This is a genomic window from Geodermatophilus sp. SYSU D00700, from assembly GCF_054050255.1.
The window spans coordinates 30,559-46,979 of the sequence record NZ_JBJGZA010000036.1 but is presented as its reverse complement, the minus strand read 5'-3'; the positions used below and the strand labels follow the sequence as shown (position 1 = coordinate 46,979).

The following is a 16,421-nucleotide window of genomic DNA, read 5'->3' as shown; positions in this document are numbered from 1 at the left end:
CCCCCCCGCCGCGCCGCCCGCGCCCCGCGCCCCCCCCGCCCCCCCCCCCCCCCCCCCCCCCCCGCCCCCGCCCCCCCCCCCCCCCCCCCCGCCCCCCCCCCCCCCCCCCCCCGGACGGGTGTCACGACACGCGGACGGCGAGCAGGGCGACGTCGTCCTCGGCGTCGGGGAGGAACAGCCGCTGCAGCACCCGGTCGCACAGCCGCTCGAGCGGCAGGCCCGCGGTACCCCGCAGCACGTCGAGCAGCTGCTCGGTACCGGCCTGCAGGTCCCGGTCGCGTCGCTCGACCAGCCCGTCGGTGTGCAGCAGCACCGTGCTGCCCGCGGCCAGGGCGGCGGTGTGGTCGGTGCGCGGGCGGTCGGGGTCCACGCCGAGCAGCAGGTCGGCCGGCTCGGACCGCAGCACCCGCACGCTCCCGTCGGGGTCCACGACCACCGGCGGCGGGTGGCCGGCGCTCGACCAGTGCAGCACGGCCCCGTCGGCGCCGGTGCGGTCCAGCCGCGCCACCAGCGCGGTGGCCATGGCACCCAGCGCCAGGCCGTCGGCCGCGCGGTCGAGCTGGCCGAGGATCGCGGCCGGTCCGGCACCGCTGGCGTGGCTGATGCCCCGCAGCAGCCCGCGGAGCTGGCCCATCACCGCGGCGGCATTGCGGTCGTGCCCGACGACGTCGCCGATGACGAGCACCGTGCCGCCCAGCACCCCGGGGAAGGCGTCGTACCAGTCCCCGCCCACCTCGGCGCCCTCCGACGCCGGGACGTAGCGGACGACGATGTCGAGCCCCTCCGGCCGCGGCGGCGCGGTGAGCATGCTGCGCTGCAGGGCGTGCGCCAGCCCGCGCTGCTGCTCGAACAGCCGCGCGGTCTGCAGCGCCAGGCCGGCCCGGCGGCCCACCTCGGCGGCGGTCTCGACCTCCCCCGGCGTGTGCGGGCCGCGCTCGGCGTCGTTGGCCGTGCCGAGGGCGCCGATGACCTCCCCGCGTGCCACGAGCGGCACGATCAGGGCCGCGTGCGGCGCCAGCCGCAGCAGCGCCTCCTGGGCCACGGGGTCGTGCAGCGCCCGCCTGATGCGCTCGACGTCGACCTCGGGCACCACCAGCGGCCGGCCGGTCCGGGTCACCACCCGCGCGGCGTGCTCGTCGGTCATCCCGTGCACCATGGCCCCGACGTACTCGGCCACGTCCGCCCGGCGGGCGGGGTCGCGGTGGGACCAGGCCATCTCGTGCAGCCGGCCCTGCTCGTCGGTGACCACGATCCAGCACCAGTCCGCGAGGGCCGGCACCACCAGGTCGGCCAGCCGGCCCAGCTGCTCGGTGATCTCCAGGCTCCCGGACAGCACCCGCCCGGCGTCGGCGAGCAGCTGCAGCCGCTGGTTGGCCTCGGCCATCGCGGCGACGGCGGCGGCGCGCTCGTCGTCGGCCCGCAGCCGGGACACGCTCAGGGCGATCTGCGCGGTCAGCGCGTCGAGGAGCTCGACGTCGGCGTCCTCGAAGGCGTGCTCGGTGTCCCAGACGACGACGAAGCTGCCGAGCAGCCCGGCCTCCACCCGCAGTGGCAGGGCGGCCATGGCGCGCAGGCCCAGGGCCGGGCCGACCTCGGCCATCTGCGGGAAGCGGGCGACGGCCTCGTCGAGGTCGGTGAGCAGCACGCGCTCGCCGTGGCGGGCCGCGTACTGGGTGGGCAGCGCGTCGTCGAGCTCGATGGCCAGCCCCTCGGGCGGGGCCTCCACCTCGGCCTCGGCGGCGGCCGCGGCGACGGTGTCGGCGAGCTGCCGGGCGAGGTAGATCCGCAGCACCCCCTCGCCGTCGAAGGCGGCCAGCGCGCTGGAGGACGCGCCGAGCAGCCGGGCGCCCCGCAGCGTGATGTCGGCCAGCTGCGACAGCGCGGTCGCGTTGGCCAGCTCCGCGGCGACCTCGGCGACGGCGGCGGCGCGCTGCACCGCGGCCATCCGGCGGGCGGCCTGCTCGCGGGCGTCGGTGACGTCGACGACGGTGCCGAGCACCCGCACCGCGTCGCCCCAGGAGTCGCGCACCACGCGGCCGCGCGAGACCGTCCAGCGGGTCGAGCCGTCGGTGTGCATCGCCCGCGCCTCGACCACGTACTCCCCCGTGCCGGCCAGCGCGTCGGTCATGGCCGAGCGGACGGCGGCGTGGTCGTCGGGGTGGATCCGGGCGGCGATCATCGCGTCGACGTCGGTGATCACGAGGGGGCCGGACAGGCCGTGGATGGCCGCGCAGCGCTCGTCCCAGTGCAGGACGCGGGTGCGCAGGTCGTGGTCCCAGATGCCGATCGCCCCGGCCTCGAGGGCGACCTCGAGGCGGACCCGGGAGGCGCCGATCGCCGACCGGGCCGCGGCGAGCTCGAGCTCGGCGACCACCGAGGCGGCCAGGTGCTCCAGCAGCGCGACGTCGTCGTCCTGCCACGTGCGCCGCCGGCCGTCGTAGACGGCGAGGACGCCGATCACGTGCCCCGAGGCGGAGACCAGGGGGCTGCCGAGGTAGGCGACCACCTCCCCGGACACGACGGCGGGGAGGGCGGACACCCGCGCGTCGGCGGGGGCGTCGGGGACCACCAGGGGGCGGCCCTCCCGGACGACGCAGGCGGAGAACTCCCCGGTGAGCTGCGCGCGACCGCCGACGACGCCGGGCGGCAGGCCGTGCCCGCCGACGACGGTGTCCTGGTCGGTGAACACGGTGACCTTGGCGTGCCCCGCGTCGAGCAGGCGCGCGGCGAGTCCGGAGAGCCGGTCGTAGGCCGCGGGCCCGGACACCTCGAGCAACAGCCGGCGCGCGGCGGCGACGCGGTGGGCGTCGTGCAGCACGTCGGCGGCAGGCGACGGCGCGGGGACGGACACGGCCCTCCTCGGCCAGGCGCGGCCCGGGCGGCCGCAGCCGACCATGCTGCCACGCTCCGCGCGGAACGGAATCGACCGTCCGCGCTCCTCCCCCCGGACGGGTCGTCCCCCGGGCGGGTGAGCCCCGCCGGGCGCCCGGTGGAGCGGCTCCCGGACCGGGCCGATGGACCGCGCATGACGGGGATGCTGACGCGGGCGCTGCCGGACTGCCGGCCGCTGCTCGCCCACCCGGACGACCTGACCCTGGTCTTCCAGCCGATCGTCGACCTCGCGCGCGCCCGGGTCGCCGGCTACGAGGCCCTGGCCCGCTTCCCCGGTACCGCCGGCCCCGACGTGTGGTTCGCCGCGGCCGCCGACGCCGGGGTCGCCGCCGAGCTCCAGGCCCTCGCGGTCGGCAAGGCGCTGGCCGCGGTGCCGGACCTGCCCGCGGACACCTTCCTCGCCGTCAACGTCGGCCCGCACCTGCTCGGCACCCGGCCGGTGCAGCAGGCGCTGGCCACCCGCCCGGACCTGCGCCGCGTCGTCGTCGAGCTGACCGAGCAGGGGCCGGTGCCCGACGTCGCCGCGCTGCGCGTGGAGGTCGCGGCGCTGCGGGCCCGGGGTGCGCTGGTGGCCCTCGACGACACCGGCTCGGGCTGGTCGGGCCTGCGCCGGCTCGCGGCGCTGCGGCCCCAGCTGGTGAAGCTGGACCGGTCGCTGGTGGCCGGCGCCGACACCGACCCGGTGTGCACGGCCGTGGTGGAGATGGTCGGCGGGTTCGCCGGCCGCATCGACGCCTGGCTGGTCGCCGAGGGGATCGAGACGCGCGGCGAGCTGACCGCCGCCTGCCGGCTCGGGGTGCCGCTGGCCCAGGGCTGGCTGCTCGGCCGCCCGGCACCCGGCTTCGGCGGGCTGTCCCCCGAGGTGGTCGGGCTCGTGCGCGGCTGCACCGCCCGCGCCCGGCAGCGGGCGACCGTGGCGGGCCTGCTGCGCCCGGTCCGCCAGGTCGAGGTGAGCGAGCCGCAGCCGGGCCTGCCCCCGGTGGTCCTCGTCGGGCCGGACGGCGAGCCGCTGGCGCTGCGACTGGCCGATCCCCGCACCGGCGCCGCGCACACCGCACCGGTGTCGCTGCGGGTCGGCCCGGCCGACGACGTCGTCGCGACGCTGCACACGGCCCTGACCCGCCCGCCGGCGCACCGCTTCGACCCCGTCGTCTGCACCGACGCCACCGGCACCGTGCTCGGGCTGGTGCGGGTCGAGGACCTCGCCTCCGCGGCCGCCGCCCGCTGAGGTGCCTTCATCGCTACAAGGGCACCCCTCCGGACGTCGGTGAGGTGCCTTCATCGCTACAAAGGCACCTCGGAGGGGCTACTCGGAGGCGGCGGTGAGGGCGGCGCGCTCGTCGTCGGTGAGCACGAGGTCCTGCACCGGCAGCAGGTCGGCGAGCTGGTCGACGTCGCGGGCGCTGGCGATCGGCGCGGTGACCGTGGGCTGGTCGGCCAGCCACCGCAGGGCGACGGCGGCCTGGCTCACCCCGTGCGCGGACGCCACCTCGGCCAGCGCCGCGAGCACCCGGTCGCCGCGCTCGCCGAGGTAGGCGCTCGCCCGCTCGGCGCGCGGCGAGTCGACCCGCTCGCCGGCGCGGTACTTGCCGGTCAGGAAGCCCCGGGCCAGGCCGAAGTAGGGCAGGCAGCCCAGCCCGTGCGCCGCGACGACGTCGCGCAGCCCGTCCTCGTAGGCGGGCCGCTCGAGGAGGTTGTAGAGCGGCTGCAGCGCCACGTACCGCGTGGTCCCGAGCCGCTCGGAGGTCTCCAGCGCCTCGGTCAGCCGCGCCGGCGAGTAGTTCGACGCCGCCACGTGCAGCACCTTGCCGGAGCGAACCAGCTCGTCGAACGCCGTGAGCGTCTCCTCCAGCGGCGTCGTCTCGTCGTCGTAGTGCGCGTAGTAGAGGTCGATCCGGTCGGTCCGCAGGTTCCGCAGCGACCGCTCCGCGGCGGCCCGGATCTCGCCCGCCGCCAGCGGGTGCGCCTTCTGCTGCGGCGAGGCCTTGGTGGCCACCACCAGCCGGTCGCGCAGGCCGCGCTCGGCCATCCAGCCGCCGAGGATCTGCTCGGAGCGGCCGTCGCCGTACATCTCGGCGGTGTCGACGAAGGGCCGCTGGGTGCTGGGGACGGCGTCTACGAAGCGGTCGAGGACGGCCTGCGACGTCGCCGCGTCGGCGGTCCAGCCGAAGACGTTGCCGCCCAGGCACAGGTCGCTGACGACCAGGTCGGTCCCGGAGAGCTGTGGCACCCCCTCACGCTAGGTCGGCCCGCGCCCACCCGCCTGCGCTGGGACGGGTGGTACCGGCGGGTCGGCTGCATGCGATCGTGGCCCTGGACTGGCCAGATCCCCCGCTGTCGTGACACGGTGCCCCGGGCCGGGGCCCCCGCGGGGGGACCGGTCCGTCCCGGACGACCGTCCGGGAGCCGGCCGCGCGCTGCGGCCGGCGCCGTCACCGGCGGCCCGCCGAGACCCGGGCGGGCGCCGACACCCACGAGAGGATCCCCGTGAACAAGGCCGAACTCGTCACCGCCATCTCCAAGCGCGCGGACGTGCCCAGCGCCACCGTGGACGCCGTCCTGGCCGGCCTGCAGGAGGAGCTCGTCGACGCGATCACCCGCGGCGAGAAGGTCGCCGTCTCCGGTCTGCTGACCGTCGAGCGGACCCAGCGCTCGGCCCGGACCGGCCGCAACCCGCAGACCGGCGAGTCGATCGACATCCCCGCCGCCAACACCGTCAAGGTCACCGCTGGCTCGAACCTGAAGAAGGCCGCCAGCAACGTCCCGGTCTGATCCGCCGGGCCCTCGCGACGTCCCAGTCTGATCCGCCGGGTCCCCGCGACGTCCGGTCCGACCGGCGCGTCCCCCGGACGTGACCGCGGGACCCACGCGGTCGCCCGCCGGGGCGGCGCCTGCCTCCTGTGACCCGCCGCACCGGCATGGGTCAGGATGCGCAGGGCAGGCGCCGCCCGAGGGGACGGCACCGGGACGGAGGCACGCGTGACGAGCGGACTGACCCAGGACACCGATCCCGCCGAGGTCGGCCTCGACGGCACCCGGCTGGAGCGCCTCGACCGGCGGCTGGCCCGCTGGGTCGACGACGGGCAGCTCCCCGGCTTCCTCGTCACCGTGTCGCGGCACGGCCGGCTGGCGCACGTCGGCCGCTACGGCTCCCGCGACGTCGAGAACGGCCGGCCGGTCGAGGAGGACACCCGCTGGCGGATCTTCTCGATGACCAAGCCGGTGACCTCGGTGGCGGCGATGATGCTGTACGAGGAGGGCGCCTTCGAGCTCGGCGACCCGATCCAGCGGTGGCTGCCGGAGTTCGCCGAGACCCGCGTCTACGTGGCGGGGTCGGCCCAGAAGCCGGTCACCCAGCCGCAGGTCGAGCCGATCCGCATCCGGCACCTGCTGACCCACACCTCCGGGCTCACCTACGGCTTCCATCACGCCCACCCGGTCGACGCGATGTACCGCGCGATGGGCCACGAGTGGAGCACCCCGCCGGGCACCGACTCCGCCGAGGCCTGCCGGCAGTGGGCCTCGGTGCCGCTGGTGTTCCAGCCCGGCGCGGAGTGGAACTACGGCGTGTCCACCGACGTCCTGGGGCGGCTGGTCGAGGTGGTGTCCGGCCAGACGCTCGACGTCTTCTTCCAGGAGCGCGTGTTCGGCCCGCTCGGGATGACCGACACGTCCTTCGGCCTGCGCGAGGACGACGACGTCGACTCGCTGGCCCGGCTCTACGCCGCCGTCCCCGGGCAGCCCGGCGGCGCGTCCACCGGGTTCGCGCCGATCGACGCCATGGGGCAGGCGGCGCACCACCGGCCGACGTTCCTGTCCGGCGGCGGCGGGCTGGTCTCGACCGCGGGTGACTACCTGCGCTTCTGCGAGATGCTGCGCCGCGGCGGCTCCTACGACGGCGGCCGGCTGCTCGGCCCGCGCACGCTGGCGCACATGGTGCGCAACCACCTGCCCGGCAACGCCGACCTGGAGACCTTCGGCCGGCCGCTGTTCGCCGAGACGCCGCTGCGCGGGGTGGGCTTCGGCCTGGGCTTCTCGATGGTGATCGACCCGGCGCGCTACGGCGTCCTGTCCAACGAGGGCGACTACAGCTGGGGCGGGGCGGCGTCGACGGCGTTCTACGTCGACCCGGTCGAGGACGTCGTCGTCACCTTCTACACGCAGCTGCTGCCCTCGAGCACGCTGCCGATCCGCGCCTACCTGCGGACGCTGGTCAACCAGGCGATCGTGGTCTGACCGTGCACCTCCGCGGATGTGCAGCGGGCACATCCGCGGAGGTGCACGGGGTCAGACGTAGCGGCGGAAGAGGATCGCGGCCACCATCGCCGGCTTGCTCTGGCCCTCGATCTCCATCGTGACGCCGAGGTTCATCTGCACGCCGCCCTCGAACGGCTTGGCCTCGTCGAGGGTGGCCGAGGCGCGGATGCGCGCACCGACCGGCACCGGCGACATGAAGCGGATCTTCTCGGCGCCGTAGTTGACGCCCATCCGGAAGCCCTTCGCCTCGATGATCTGCGCGGCCAGCGCCGAGACCAGCGACAGCGTCAGGTAGCCGTGCGCGATCGGGCCGCCAAAGGGGCTCTCCCGCTTCGCGCGCTCGACGTCGACGTGGATCCACTGGTGGTCGTGGGTGGCCTCGGCGAACTTGTCCACCTGCTCCTGGGTGATCTCCAGCCAGTCGCTGTGCCCGAGGGGCTGGCCGACCTTCGCCAGCACGCCGTCGATGCCCTCCACGGTGGTCTGCGCCATCGCCTGTCCTCCTGTGTGCGGGGTGGTCTGGTTGGCTGACTCCACCACACCGGCGACGGGGACGGAGACGACGGGTGCTGCGACTGGGCCGGCTGGACGTCCCCGACGGCGGCCTGCTGGTGATGGCCATCGTGAACCGCACGCCCGACTCGTTCTACGACCGCGGCGCCACCTACGAGCTGGCGGCCGCCGTCGAGCGGGTGCACCGGGTGGTGGCCGAGGGCGCGGACCTGGTGGACGTCGGCGGGGTCAAGGCCGCACCCGGCGAGGAGGTCGACGCCGCCGAGGAGATCCGCCGCACCGTCGACCTGGTCGCCGCCGTCCGCGCCGCGCACCCCGACCTGCCGATCTCGATCGACACCTGGCGGGCCGAGGTCGCGCGCGAGGCGCTCGCCGCCGGGGCCGACGTCGTCAACGACGCGTGGGGCGGCGTCGACCCGGAGCTGGCGCACGTCGCGGCCGCGGCGGGTGCGGGGATCGTGTGCACCCACGCCGGCGGGCTGCCCCCACGCACCCGGCCGCACCGGGTGCGGTACGACGACGTCGTCGCCGACGTCGTCGCGCGCACGACGGCGCTGGCCGAGGCGGCCGTGGCCGCGGGCGTGGACCCCGAGCGGGTGCTGGTCGACCCCGGTCACGACTTCGGCAAGAACACCCGCCACTCGCTGGAGGCCACCCGCCGGCTCGGCGAGCTCGTGGCCACCGGGTGGCCGGTGCTGGTGGCGCTGTCGAACAAGGACTTCGTCGGCGAGACACTCGACGTCCCGCTGGAGGAGCGGCTCACCGGCACCCTCGCGGCGACGGCGGTCAGCGCGTGGCTGGGCGCCCGGGTGTTCCGCGCGCACGACGTCGCGGCGACCCGGCAGACGCTGGACATGGTGGCCTCGATCCGCGGGGACCGTCCCCCGGCGCGCACCACCCGCGGCCTGGCCTGAGCGGTCGGAGCCGCCGGGGTCCACGCGGTCCGCTCGCCCGGCGCCGTCCCCGCCCCGTGGTGCCCGACCTCACCCCACAGCGCGAGGTCGGGCACCGCACCGCGAGGGCCGAGGGCCGAGGGCCGGTGGGCCCGGGCGGGCGCGACTCAGGACCCTTCCCCCGGCGCGCCGGACGGATCATGCTCAGGACGCCCGCCGGGGCACCCGGTCCCGCGGGGACGGTGCCGAGGAGGCCGTCATGATCGAGCAGCCCGTGCGCGCCGACGAGTCGCAGGCGCGCGGACCCCGGGTGGTGGTGGGCGTCGACGGGTCGGCGGGGGCGCGGGCCGCGCTGCGGTTCGCCGTCGAGGACGCCGCCCGCCGGGGGGTGCCCGTCGAGGCGGTGGTCGCCCACCGCCCGCCCGAGACGTGGATGGACTTCGACGTCGTCGGCGACCGCACCTACGACGAGGCCGAGGCCGCGGCGGTCGCCCGGACCGAGGCCTTCGTCGCCGAGGTGCTCCACGAGGTCCCGGAGCCGCACCCGGTGATCCACGTGACGGCCGTCCTCGGCTCGGCCGCGGACGCGCTCATCCGGGAGTCGGCCGGCGCGGACCTGCTGGTGGTCGGCAGCCGGGGGCACGGCGGGTTCTCCAGCATGCTGCTGGGGTCGACGGGCATGCAGTGCGTCCTGCACGCGCCGTGCCCGGTGACCGTCGTCCACTCGGCCGAGGCACACCGGGAGCGGCTGCACCTGCGCCGTCGCGACGGCGCCGAGCGGGTGCGCACCCAACGCCGGCGCTTCCGGGGCACGAGGGCCGACGCCGCCTCCCGGTGACCCGCGCCGGCGCTACGGTTCCCGCCCGTGGCCGCCACCGGGTTCCTCACCGCCGACGAGCTCAACACGCTCCTGCCGGGCACGCTGCCGGGACTGCTGGGCCTGACGGTCGCCGCGCACGAGCCCGGTCGCCTGGAGGCGGGCCTCGACGTCCGCCCCGACCTGCTCGCGCCCAACGGCTACCTGCACGCGGCGACCGTGGTCGCGCTGGCCGACACCGCCTGCGGCCTGGCGACCCGCGCGCTGCTGCCCGAGGGCGCGACCGGCTTCACCACCATCGAGCTGAAGAGCAACTTCCTCGGCACCGTCCGCGAGGGCCGCATCCAGACGGTGGCCACCAACGCGCACGCCGGCCGCTCCACCCAGGTCTGGGACGCCGTCGTCACCTCCGGCGCCGGGCGGACGCTCGCGCTGTTCCGGTGCACCCAGTCGGTGCTGTGGCCCCGATGAGGTGACCGGCGAGTAACCCCCGTGTCCTGCGACACACCCGGGGTGTGAGACTGGCGCCACTACGCCCCCAACGAGGAGGAGCCCCGTGCCCCTGGCCAGTCGTTACCCCGACGTCGAGATCCCGGACCTCTCGGTCCCCGACTTCGTCCTCGCCGCGGGGCGGGAGAAGCCCGACGCGCCCGCGCTCGTCGACGGCCTGACCGGCGACTCGATCAGCCACGGCCAGCTGGCGACCTACGTCGACCGGGTCGCGGCCGCGCTCGCCGCGCGCGGGCTGCGCAAGGGCGACGTCGTCGCGGTGCTGTGCCCGAACACCATGTGGTACCCGGTGGTGTTCCACGGCATCGCCAAGGCCGGCTGCGTGATGAGCCCGATCAACTCCCTGTACACCGCCCACGAGGTCGCCTTCCAGCTGAAGGACTCCGGCGCGAAGGTGCTCGTCACCGTCTCGCCCTTCCTCGACCGGGCGCTGGAGGCCACCGCGCAGACGCCGGTGGACGAGGTCATCGTCATGGACGGCGCCGAGGGCCACGCCTCGCTGCTCGACCTGATCAGCAGCGACGCGCCGTCGGTGCAGGTCGACATCGACCCGGCGAACGACCTGGTGACGCTCCCCTACTCCAGCGGCACCACCGGCCTGCCCAAGGGCGTCATGCTCACCCACCGCAACCTGGTGGCCAACGTCGCCCAGTGCCGCCCGCTCATCCAGCTGGGCGCGGACGAGCGGATCATCGCCGTCCTGCCGTTCTTCCACATCTACGGCCTGACCGTGCTGATGAACCAGGGGCTGGCCTGGGGCGGCGCCGTCGTCACGCTGCCGCGGTTCGACCTCGAGCAGTTCCTGCGCACCATCCAGGACCAGAGGATCACCCGCGCCTTCGTGGCCCCGCCGATCCTGCTGGCGCTGGCCAAGCACCCGATGGTCGACCAGTTCGACCTGTCCTCGCTGACCTCGATCCTCTCGGGCGCGGCGCCGCTGGACGAGGCGCTGGCTCAGGCGGCGGAGGCGCGGCTGCGCCGGGGCGCCGACACCGGCGTCACGGTGGGCCAGGGCTACGGCATGACCGAGCTGTCGCCGGTCTCGCACACCACGCCCGACCGCGGCGGCGAGCCGGAGGGCTTCTCCGGCGAGGTGCCCAAGGGCTCGGTGGGCCTGGCGATCCCCAACACCGAGTGCCGGCTGGTCGACTCCTCCACGGGCGAGGACGCCGCCCCCGGCGAGCGCGGCGAGCTGTGGGTGCGCGGCCCCCAGGTGATGAAGGGCTACCTCAACAACGCGGAGGCCACCGCCGAGACCCTCGACGCTGAGGGCTGGCTGCACACCGGGGACGTGGCGGTCGTCGACGAGAACGGCTGCTACACCGTCGTCGACCGGGTCAAGGAGCTGATCAAGTACAAGGGCTACCAGGTGGCCCCGGCCGAGCTCGAGGCCGTGCTGGTCGGCAACCCGCAGATCGCCGACGCCGCCGTCATCGGGGTCAAGGACGAGGAGAGCGGCGAGGAGCTGCCCAAGGCGTTCGTCGTGCGGGCCCCGGGCTCGGAGATCACCGAGGACGAGGTCATGGAGTTCGTGGCCTCCCGGGTGGCGCCGCACAAGAAGGTCCGCGCGGTGGAGTTCATCGAGCAGGTGCCCAAGTCCGCCGCCGGCAAGATCCTGCGCAAGGACCTCAAGGCCCGGGCCTGACGGCGGATCCCGTCCCGCGCTGACGCCGTCCTCGCACCGCCGCTCACCCGGCGGGGCCGAGGACGGCGTCGCGCGTCCCGGCGTAGCGCCGGGCGCCGAGCCGCAGGACCAGCAGCTCACCGCGGGACGCGTTCCGCAGCACGTCCGGCAGCTCGGCCGGGTGGCAGGCGTCGAGCAGCCACGGCAGCGCGAACAGGGCCTGGCGGACGGTCCGCCGGCCGGCGGGTGCCGCCGGCCGCGTCCACGCGTCCAGCCGGGCCGCGACCAGGTCGGCGAGGTCGGCCAGGGCCGGCGCGAGCAGCGGCGCGCCGGCGCCCAGCTCGCGGGCGAACAGCGCCAGCGCCCGGTCGGTCCGTGCGAGGACGGCGTCGAGGGCGACGTCCCCGTCGCGTCCGGCGAGCGCCCCGTGCGCGCGGACCTCGGCCACCACGCCCGCGGTCCAGCGCACCAGCTCGCGCTGCCGGCCGGCGCAGCAGGGGTCGTCGAAGGCGATGCCGGTGACCGCGTCCGCGGCCAGCCGGGTCCCCGAACGCAGCGCCCGGGCCGCCAGCGCCGGGGCGTCGAGGAAGGCCACCCGGGTGCGGGCCGGCGCGGTCGGCAGCGTGTCGTGGTCCGGCGTGCGCGGCGCGGGTATGCGGACGGGGGACGTCGTCGTCGTCATGACCGTGACGGTGCCGCCGGGCTCCTGCGACGGGCTTGTGAGCTGCTTGGACGGGTCTCGCAGGTCGCCGGTCAGCCCGCGGACCCCGACGGCACCGGCTCGCCCGCCGCGGTCGGCGGCACGCCGACGACGCGCTTGTAGGCACGGGAGAAGGCGGCCTCCGACTCGTAGCCCAGCCGCCCGGCCAGCTCACCGACCCGCGCGCCCTGCCCGAGGGCGACCGTGGCCAGGTGCATGCGCCAGCGGGCCAGGTAGTGCATCACCGGTTCCCCGGCCAGGTCGGTGAAGCGGGCGGCGAACGACGACCGCGACATCCGGGCCTCCCGCGCCAGCCGGGTCAGGGTCCACGCCGTGCCGGGCTCGCGGTGCAGGAGCGCGACCGCCCGACCCACCTGCGGGTCGCGCAGGGCCCGCAGCCAACCCGGACCCGTCGCCGCGGTGTCCAGCCACGCGCGGACGGCCTGGAGGACGACGACGTCGGCGAGCCGGGTGACCACGGCCTCGGCGCCGGGCCGGTCCTCGGCCGCCTCGTCGGCGAGGACCCGCAGCAGCATCGGCAGCCAGCCGCCGCGGGCCCCGTCACCCCCGTCGACGACCAGCACCGGCGGCAGGAGGCCGAGCAGGTGGGCCGCCCCGGGCCGGTCGGGTTCGACCACCCCGCAGACCATCCCCGTCGCGGCACCGCCGCCGTCGAGCCGCAGGACGGAGTAGTGGTCCCCCAGGTACTGCTGGGGCAGCAGGTCGGCACGGCCGGAGACCGGCGCCTCCGAGGCGCTGCGCAGCAGGTGACCGCGGCCGTGCGGGACCAGGGCCAGGTCGCCGACGCGGAGCTCGCGCCGGTCGCCGTCGACCTCCAGGACGCAGCTGCCCCGGGTGACGACGTGGAAGCTCATGCACCCGGCGAGCGCCGGCATCTCGAGGCCCCAGGGCGCGGTCGCCTCCGCCCGGCAGTAGAAGGTGCCGCGGATCCGCAGGTCGGCGAGCACCCCGCCGAGCGGGTCGACCGGCGTCCACGGCCGGCCGGGGTCCGCGTGGGTCTCCTCGCTCGCGTGCACGGCTCCAGCCTGCTGACCGCCGCACCGGGCGTCCAGGTCCGCCGGACGAACGGGCACGGACGGCGGACGCGCGGTCATGGGCCCGAACCGGCCGGCCCGCCAGTCTCGACGGCGACCGGCCACGAGGGTCGGCGGGACCGGAGGGGTGAGGAGACGTGCGCGTGCTGGTGGTGGGAGCGACGGGTGGGTCCGGACGGGCGGCGGTCGAGGCGCTGACCGCCCGGGGACACGAGGTGACGGCCTTTGCCCGGCGGGCGTCGGCCGCCCGTGCGGGGCGTCCGGGCGTCCGGGCCGTGGACGGCGACGCCACGGTGCCGGCCGACGTCGCGCGGGCGGTCCGCGGGCAGGACGCGGTGGTGGTGACCCTCGGTATCAGCGAGCACCCGCTGCGGGTGCGGCTGCGAGGCAGCCGGGGCACGCCACCGGACGTGCGGTCGCGCGGCACGGCCGCGGTGGTCGCGGCCATGCGCGAGCAGGGCGTGTCGCGGCTGGTCGTGCAGTCGTCCTACGGCGTCGGGGAGACGCGGGACCGGCTGCCGCTGTCGGCCCGGCTGGTGTTCGCGCTGCTGCTGCGCCCTCAGATCGACGACCACGAGCGGCAGGAGCGGCTGGTCCGGGACAGCGGCCTGGACTGGACGATCGTCCAGCCGGTGTACCTCACCGACGGCGACGAGCCGGCCACGACCTCGCCGACCGGGGAGACCGCGGGGATGCACGTCTCCCGGCGCGCGGTGGGCGAGGTGCTGGCCGACCTGGTCGCCGCGGAGGGTGGCGGCAGGTGCGTCACCGTCTCCGGCGCGGTGGCGTCCCCGGCTCTCGCACCGAGCACCCGAGCGGGCGTCCGGCCCTCCTAGGGTCGGGGGCATGCGTGCGGTGACGACCAGCGGACCCGGCGGCCCCGAGGTGCTCGGCTGGGGTGAGGTCCCCGATCCCGTGGCCGGCCCCGGCGAAGTCGTCGTCGACGTCGCGGCCACCGCCGTCAACCGCGCCGACCTGCTGCAGCGGGCCGGGTTCTACCCGCCTCCCAAGGGTGCCAGCGACGTCCTGGGCCTGGAGTGCAGCGGGATCGTCAGCGAGGTCGGCGAGGGCGTCGTCGGCTGGTCGGTGGGCGACGAGGTGTGCGCGCTGCTGGCCGGCGGCGGCTACGCCGAGCGGGTCGCCGTACCGGCCGGGCAGCTCCTGCCCCGCCCCGCCGGGGTCGAGCTGGCCACCGCCGCGGCGCTGCCCGAGGTGACCTGCACGGTGTGGTCCAACGTCTTCCAGCTCGCCGGCCTGCGCCGCGGGGACACCTTCCTCGTGCACGGTGGGTCCAGCGGCATCGGGACGATGGCCATCCAGCTCGCCGTCCGGGCCGGTGCGCGGGTGTTCACCACCGCCGGGAGCGCGGCCAAGCTCGAGTTCTGCCGCGAGCTCGGCGCCGAGGTGACCATCGGCTACCGGGACGAGGACTTCGTCGAGCGGGTGCGCGAGGAGACCGACGGCGCCGGGGTCGACGTCGTCCTCGACAACATGGGCGCGAAGTACCTGGCCCGCAACGTCGACGCGCTCGCCGTCGGTGGGCGGCTGGTGGTCATCGGCCTGCAGGGCGGCGCCAAGGCGGAGCTCGACCTGGGGAAGCTGCTGGCCAAGCGGGCGTCGGTGGCGGCGACGGCGCTGCGCTCGCGGCCGCTGACCGGGCCCGGCGGGAAGGACGCGATCGTCGCGGCGGTGCGCGCCGAGGTCTGGCCCGACGTCGAGCGCGGCGTGGTGCGCCCCATCGTCGACCGCCGGCTGCCGATGTCGCGCGCGGCCGAGGCGCACCGCGTCGTCGAGGCCAGCGAGCACATCGGGAAGGTGCTGCTGCTCCCCGGCACCTGACTACAGCGCGACTGACTACAGCGCGCCCCGCAGCGCGGCCACGGAGTCGATCACGTAGCCGACCTCCTCGGCGGTGTTGTAGTGCGCCAGGCCGAGGCGGACCGCGCCGCCGGCCTCGTTGACGCCCAGCGCGTCGAACAGCTCGCGGGCGTAGAAGTCGCCGTCCCAGGCGCAGATGCCCCGGCGGGACAGCTCGGCGGCCACCTGGCGCGGGCGCATGCCGGGCACGGTGAACGACAGCGTCGGCGTCGTGTGCTCCGGGAAGCCGACCACCTGCACGTGCCGCATGGCGCGCAGGGCCTGGTCGAGCCACTCGAACAGGCCGCCCTCGTACGCGGTGACGGCGGTCATGGAGTCGCGCAGCCGGTCGCGGCGGCTGCCGGCGGTGCTCTCGCACAGGCCGGCCAGGTGGTCGACGGCGGCGGTCACCCCGGCGTAGAGCTCGAACGGCGGGGTGCCGGCCTCGAAGCGGTCGGGCACCCGGTCGGGCGTGGGCAGCAGCCGGTCGGGGTCGAGCTCGCCCAGCAGCGCGGGGTCGGCCACCACGGCGCCGACGTGCGGTCCGCACCAGGTGTAGGCCGAGACGGCGAGGAAGTCCGCGCCCAGGGCGGCCCGGTCGAGGAAGACGTGCGGCGCGGCCTGCACGGCGTCGACGTAGACCAGCGCCCCCACGGCGTGCGCGCGGGCGGCGATCGAGGCGACGTCGGGCCGCGTGCCGATGGCGTTGCTGGCGGCGGTGACCGCCACCAGCCGGGTGCGCGGGGTGATGAGGTCGTCGTACTGCCAGGCCGGCAGCTCGCCGGTCTCGATGTCCACCTCCGCCCACCGGACGACGGCGCCGACCTGGGCGGCCGCGGTGATCCAGGGCCGGATGTTGGCGTCGTGGTCGAGGCGGCTGACGACGACCTCGTCGCCGCGGCGCCAGGTGCGGGCCAGCGCGCGGGCGACGGCGTAGGTGAGCGCGGTCATGCTGGACCCGAGTACGACGCCGGTGGAGACACCGCCGACCAGGTCGGCCACCGCGGCCCGGGCGCTGGCCACCAGGCCCTCGGTCCGCGAGGACGACGGGAACACCCCGCCGCGGTTGGCCACCGGCACCCGCATCGCGGAGGAGACCGCGTGCACGACGCTCTCGGGCAGCAGGGTGCCGCCCGGCGCGTCGGTGTGCACGAAGCCGTCGGAGAGGCCCGGGAACTGCCCGCGGACGCGCGCGACGTCCAGCCGTGGCTCCCCCGGGTGCATGCGGGCGACCCTAGTTGGCCGCCCCGGGCCGCCGTGCCGCCGCACCGGGCGCCCCGTGCCCGGCGTTCCCCCCGCGACC

At 76.3% G+C, this 16,421-nt stretch carries 14 protein-coding genes and 1 pseudogene; 9 read left to right on the top strand and 6 right to left on the bottom strand.

What is annotated here, in order from left to right; all coding sequences use genetic code 11:
- Nucleotides 1–121: 121 nt before the first annotated feature.
- Nucleotides 122–2,851, bottom strand: a complete 2,730-nt coding sequence (locus ACI79V_RS19940) for a SpoIIE family protein phosphatase (RefSeq protein WP_456892035.1) — start codon at nucleotides 2,849–2,851, stop codon at nucleotides 122–124.
- Nucleotides 2,852–3,025: 174 nt separating this feature from the next.
- On the opposite strand from ACI79V_RS19940, the gene ACI79V_RS19935 reads away from it, so the two are divergent.
- Nucleotides 3,026–4,120, top strand: coding sequence for an EAL domain-containing protein (locus ACI79V_RS19935; protein ID WP_456892033.1), 1,095 nt, complete (start codon nucleotides 3,026–3,028; stop codon nucleotides 4,118–4,120).
- Between the two features lie 78 nt (nucleotides 4,121–4,198).
- Here the strand turns inward: ACI79V_RS19935 and ACI79V_RS19930 are convergent, their stop codons facing one another.
- On the bottom strand, nucleotides 4,199–5,122 hold the full coding sequence (locus ACI79V_RS19930) for an aldo/keto reductase (protein ID WP_456892031.1): 924 nt from the start codon (nucleotides 5,120–5,122) through the stop codon (nucleotides 4,199–4,201).
- Between the two features lie 236 nt (nucleotides 5,123–5,358).
- Between ACI79V_RS19930 and ACI79V_RS19925 the strand changes: the two are divergent.
- A pseudogene (locus ACI79V_RS19925) lies at nucleotides 5,359–5,664 on the top strand (HU family DNA-binding protein); the annotation flags it as partial.
- Between the two features lie 207 nt (nucleotides 5,665–5,871).
- Complete coding sequence (locus tag ACI79V_RS19920; protein WP_456892029.1) at nucleotides 5,872–7,128, top strand: serine hydrolase domain-containing protein; 1,257 nt, start codon at nucleotides 5,872–5,874, stop codon at nucleotides 7,126–7,128.
- A 51-nt stretch (nucleotides 7,129–7,179) separates the two neighbouring features.
- Here ACI79V_RS19920 and ACI79V_RS19915 read toward each other — a convergent pair whose 3' ends face one another.
- Complete coding sequence (locus ACI79V_RS19915; RefSeq protein WP_456876209.1) at nucleotides 7,180–7,641, bottom strand: MaoC family dehydratase; 462 nt, start codon at nucleotides 7,639–7,641, stop codon at nucleotides 7,180–7,182.
- A 74-nt stretch (nucleotides 7,642–7,715) separates the two neighbouring features.
- On the opposite strand from ACI79V_RS19915, the gene folP reads away from it, so the two are divergent.
- The 4 genes from folP (at nucleotide 7,716) to ACI79V_RS19895 (ending at nucleotide 11,527) form a co-directional block, all read left to right on the top strand.
- Nucleotides 7,716–8,576: a dihydropteroate synthase gene (gene folP, locus ACI79V_RS19910; protein ID WP_456892027.1), complete on the top strand. Its 861-nt coding sequence runs from the start codon at nucleotides 7,716–7,718 to the stop codon at nucleotides 8,574–8,576.
- Nucleotides 8,577–8,814: 238 nt separating this feature from the next.
- The gene (locus ACI79V_RS19905) at nucleotides 8,815–9,393 is read left to right on the top strand and encodes a universal stress protein (RefSeq protein ID WP_456892025.1); all 579 of its coding nucleotides are present in this window, start codon (nucleotides 8,815–8,817) and stop codon (nucleotides 9,391–9,393) included.
- Nucleotides 9,394–9,420: 27 nt separating this feature from the next.
- Entirely contained in the window at nucleotides 9,421–9,843 is a 423-nt protein-coding gene (locus tag ACI79V_RS19900) for a PaaI family thioesterase (RefSeq protein WP_456892023.1), read from the top strand.
- A gap of 85 nt (nucleotides 9,844–9,928) precedes the next feature.
- A complete protein-coding gene (locus ACI79V_RS19895; RefSeq protein ID WP_456876827.1) occupies nucleotides 9,929–11,527 on the top strand; it encodes a 4-coumarate--CoA ligase family protein in 1,599 nt (532 codons plus the stop codon).
- Nucleotides 11,528–11,570: 43 nt separating this feature from the next.
- On the opposite strand, the gene ACI79V_RS19890 is transcribed toward ACI79V_RS19895, so the two are convergent.
- A complete protein-coding gene (locus tag ACI79V_RS19890) occupies nucleotides 11,571–12,188 on the bottom strand; it encodes a hypothetical protein (RefSeq protein WP_456892021.1) in 618 nt (205 codons plus the stop codon).
- Nucleotides 12,189–12,259: 71 nt separating this feature from the next.
- Entirely contained in the window at nucleotides 12,260–13,243 is a 984-nt protein-coding gene (locus tag ACI79V_RS19885) for an AraC family transcriptional regulator (protein WP_456892019.1), read from the bottom strand.
- Nucleotides 13,244–13,404: 161 nt separating this feature from the next.
- Here ACI79V_RS19885 and ACI79V_RS19880 point away from each other — a divergent pair, with 161 nt between their 5' ends.
- Together ACI79V_RS19880 and ACI79V_RS19875 are read left to right on the top strand one after the other, a co-directional pair.
- The gene (locus ACI79V_RS19880) at nucleotides 13,405–14,097 is read left to right on the top strand and encodes an NAD(P)-dependent oxidoreductase (protein WP_456892017.1); all 693 of its coding nucleotides are present in this window, start codon (nucleotides 13,405–13,407) and stop codon (nucleotides 14,095–14,097) included.
- 10 nt (nucleotides 14,098–14,107) lie between these two features.
- Nucleotides 14,108–15,100, top strand: a complete 993-nt coding sequence (locus ACI79V_RS19875) for an NAD(P)H-quinone oxidoreductase (protein ID WP_456892015.1) — start codon at nucleotides 14,108–14,110, stop codon at nucleotides 15,098–15,100.
- Nucleotides 15,101–15,115: 15 nt separating this feature from the next.
- On the opposite strand, the gene ACI79V_RS19870 is transcribed toward ACI79V_RS19875, so the two are convergent.
- Nucleotides 15,116–16,342 carry a cysteine desulfurase-like protein gene (locus ACI79V_RS19870; RefSeq protein ID WP_456892013.1) on the bottom strand — a complete coding sequence of 409 codons (1,227 nt, stop codon included), beginning with the start codon at nucleotides 16,340–16,342 and terminating at the stop codon, nucleotides 15,116–15,118.
- Nucleotides 16,343–16,421: the final 79 nt, after the last annotated feature.

Coding starts and splice junctions, on each gene's coding strand:
- ACI79V_RS19935 (WP_456892033.1), top strand. CDS start 3,026: ATGACGGGGATGCTGACGCGGGCGCTGCCGGACTGCCGGCCGCTGCTC.
- ACI79V_RS19915 (WP_456876209.1), bottom strand. CDS start 7,641: ATGGCGCAGACCACCGTGGAGGGCATCGACGGCGTGCTGGCGAAGGTC.
- ACI79V_RS19905 (WP_456892025.1), top strand. CDS start 8,815: ATGATCGAGCAGCCCGTGCGCGCCGACGAGTCGCAGGCGCGCGGACCC.
- ACI79V_RS19890 (WP_456892021.1), bottom strand. CDS start 12,188: ATGACGACGACGACGTCCCCCGTCCGCATACCCGCGCCGCGCACGCCG.
- ACI79V_RS19875 (WP_456892015.1), top strand. CDS start 14,108: ATGCGTGCGGTGACGACCAGCGGACCCGGCGGCCCCGAGGTGCTCGGC.
- ACI79V_RS19870 (WP_456892013.1), bottom strand. CDS start 16,342: ATGCACCCGGGGGAGCCACGGCTGGACGTCGCGCGCGTCCGCGGGCAG.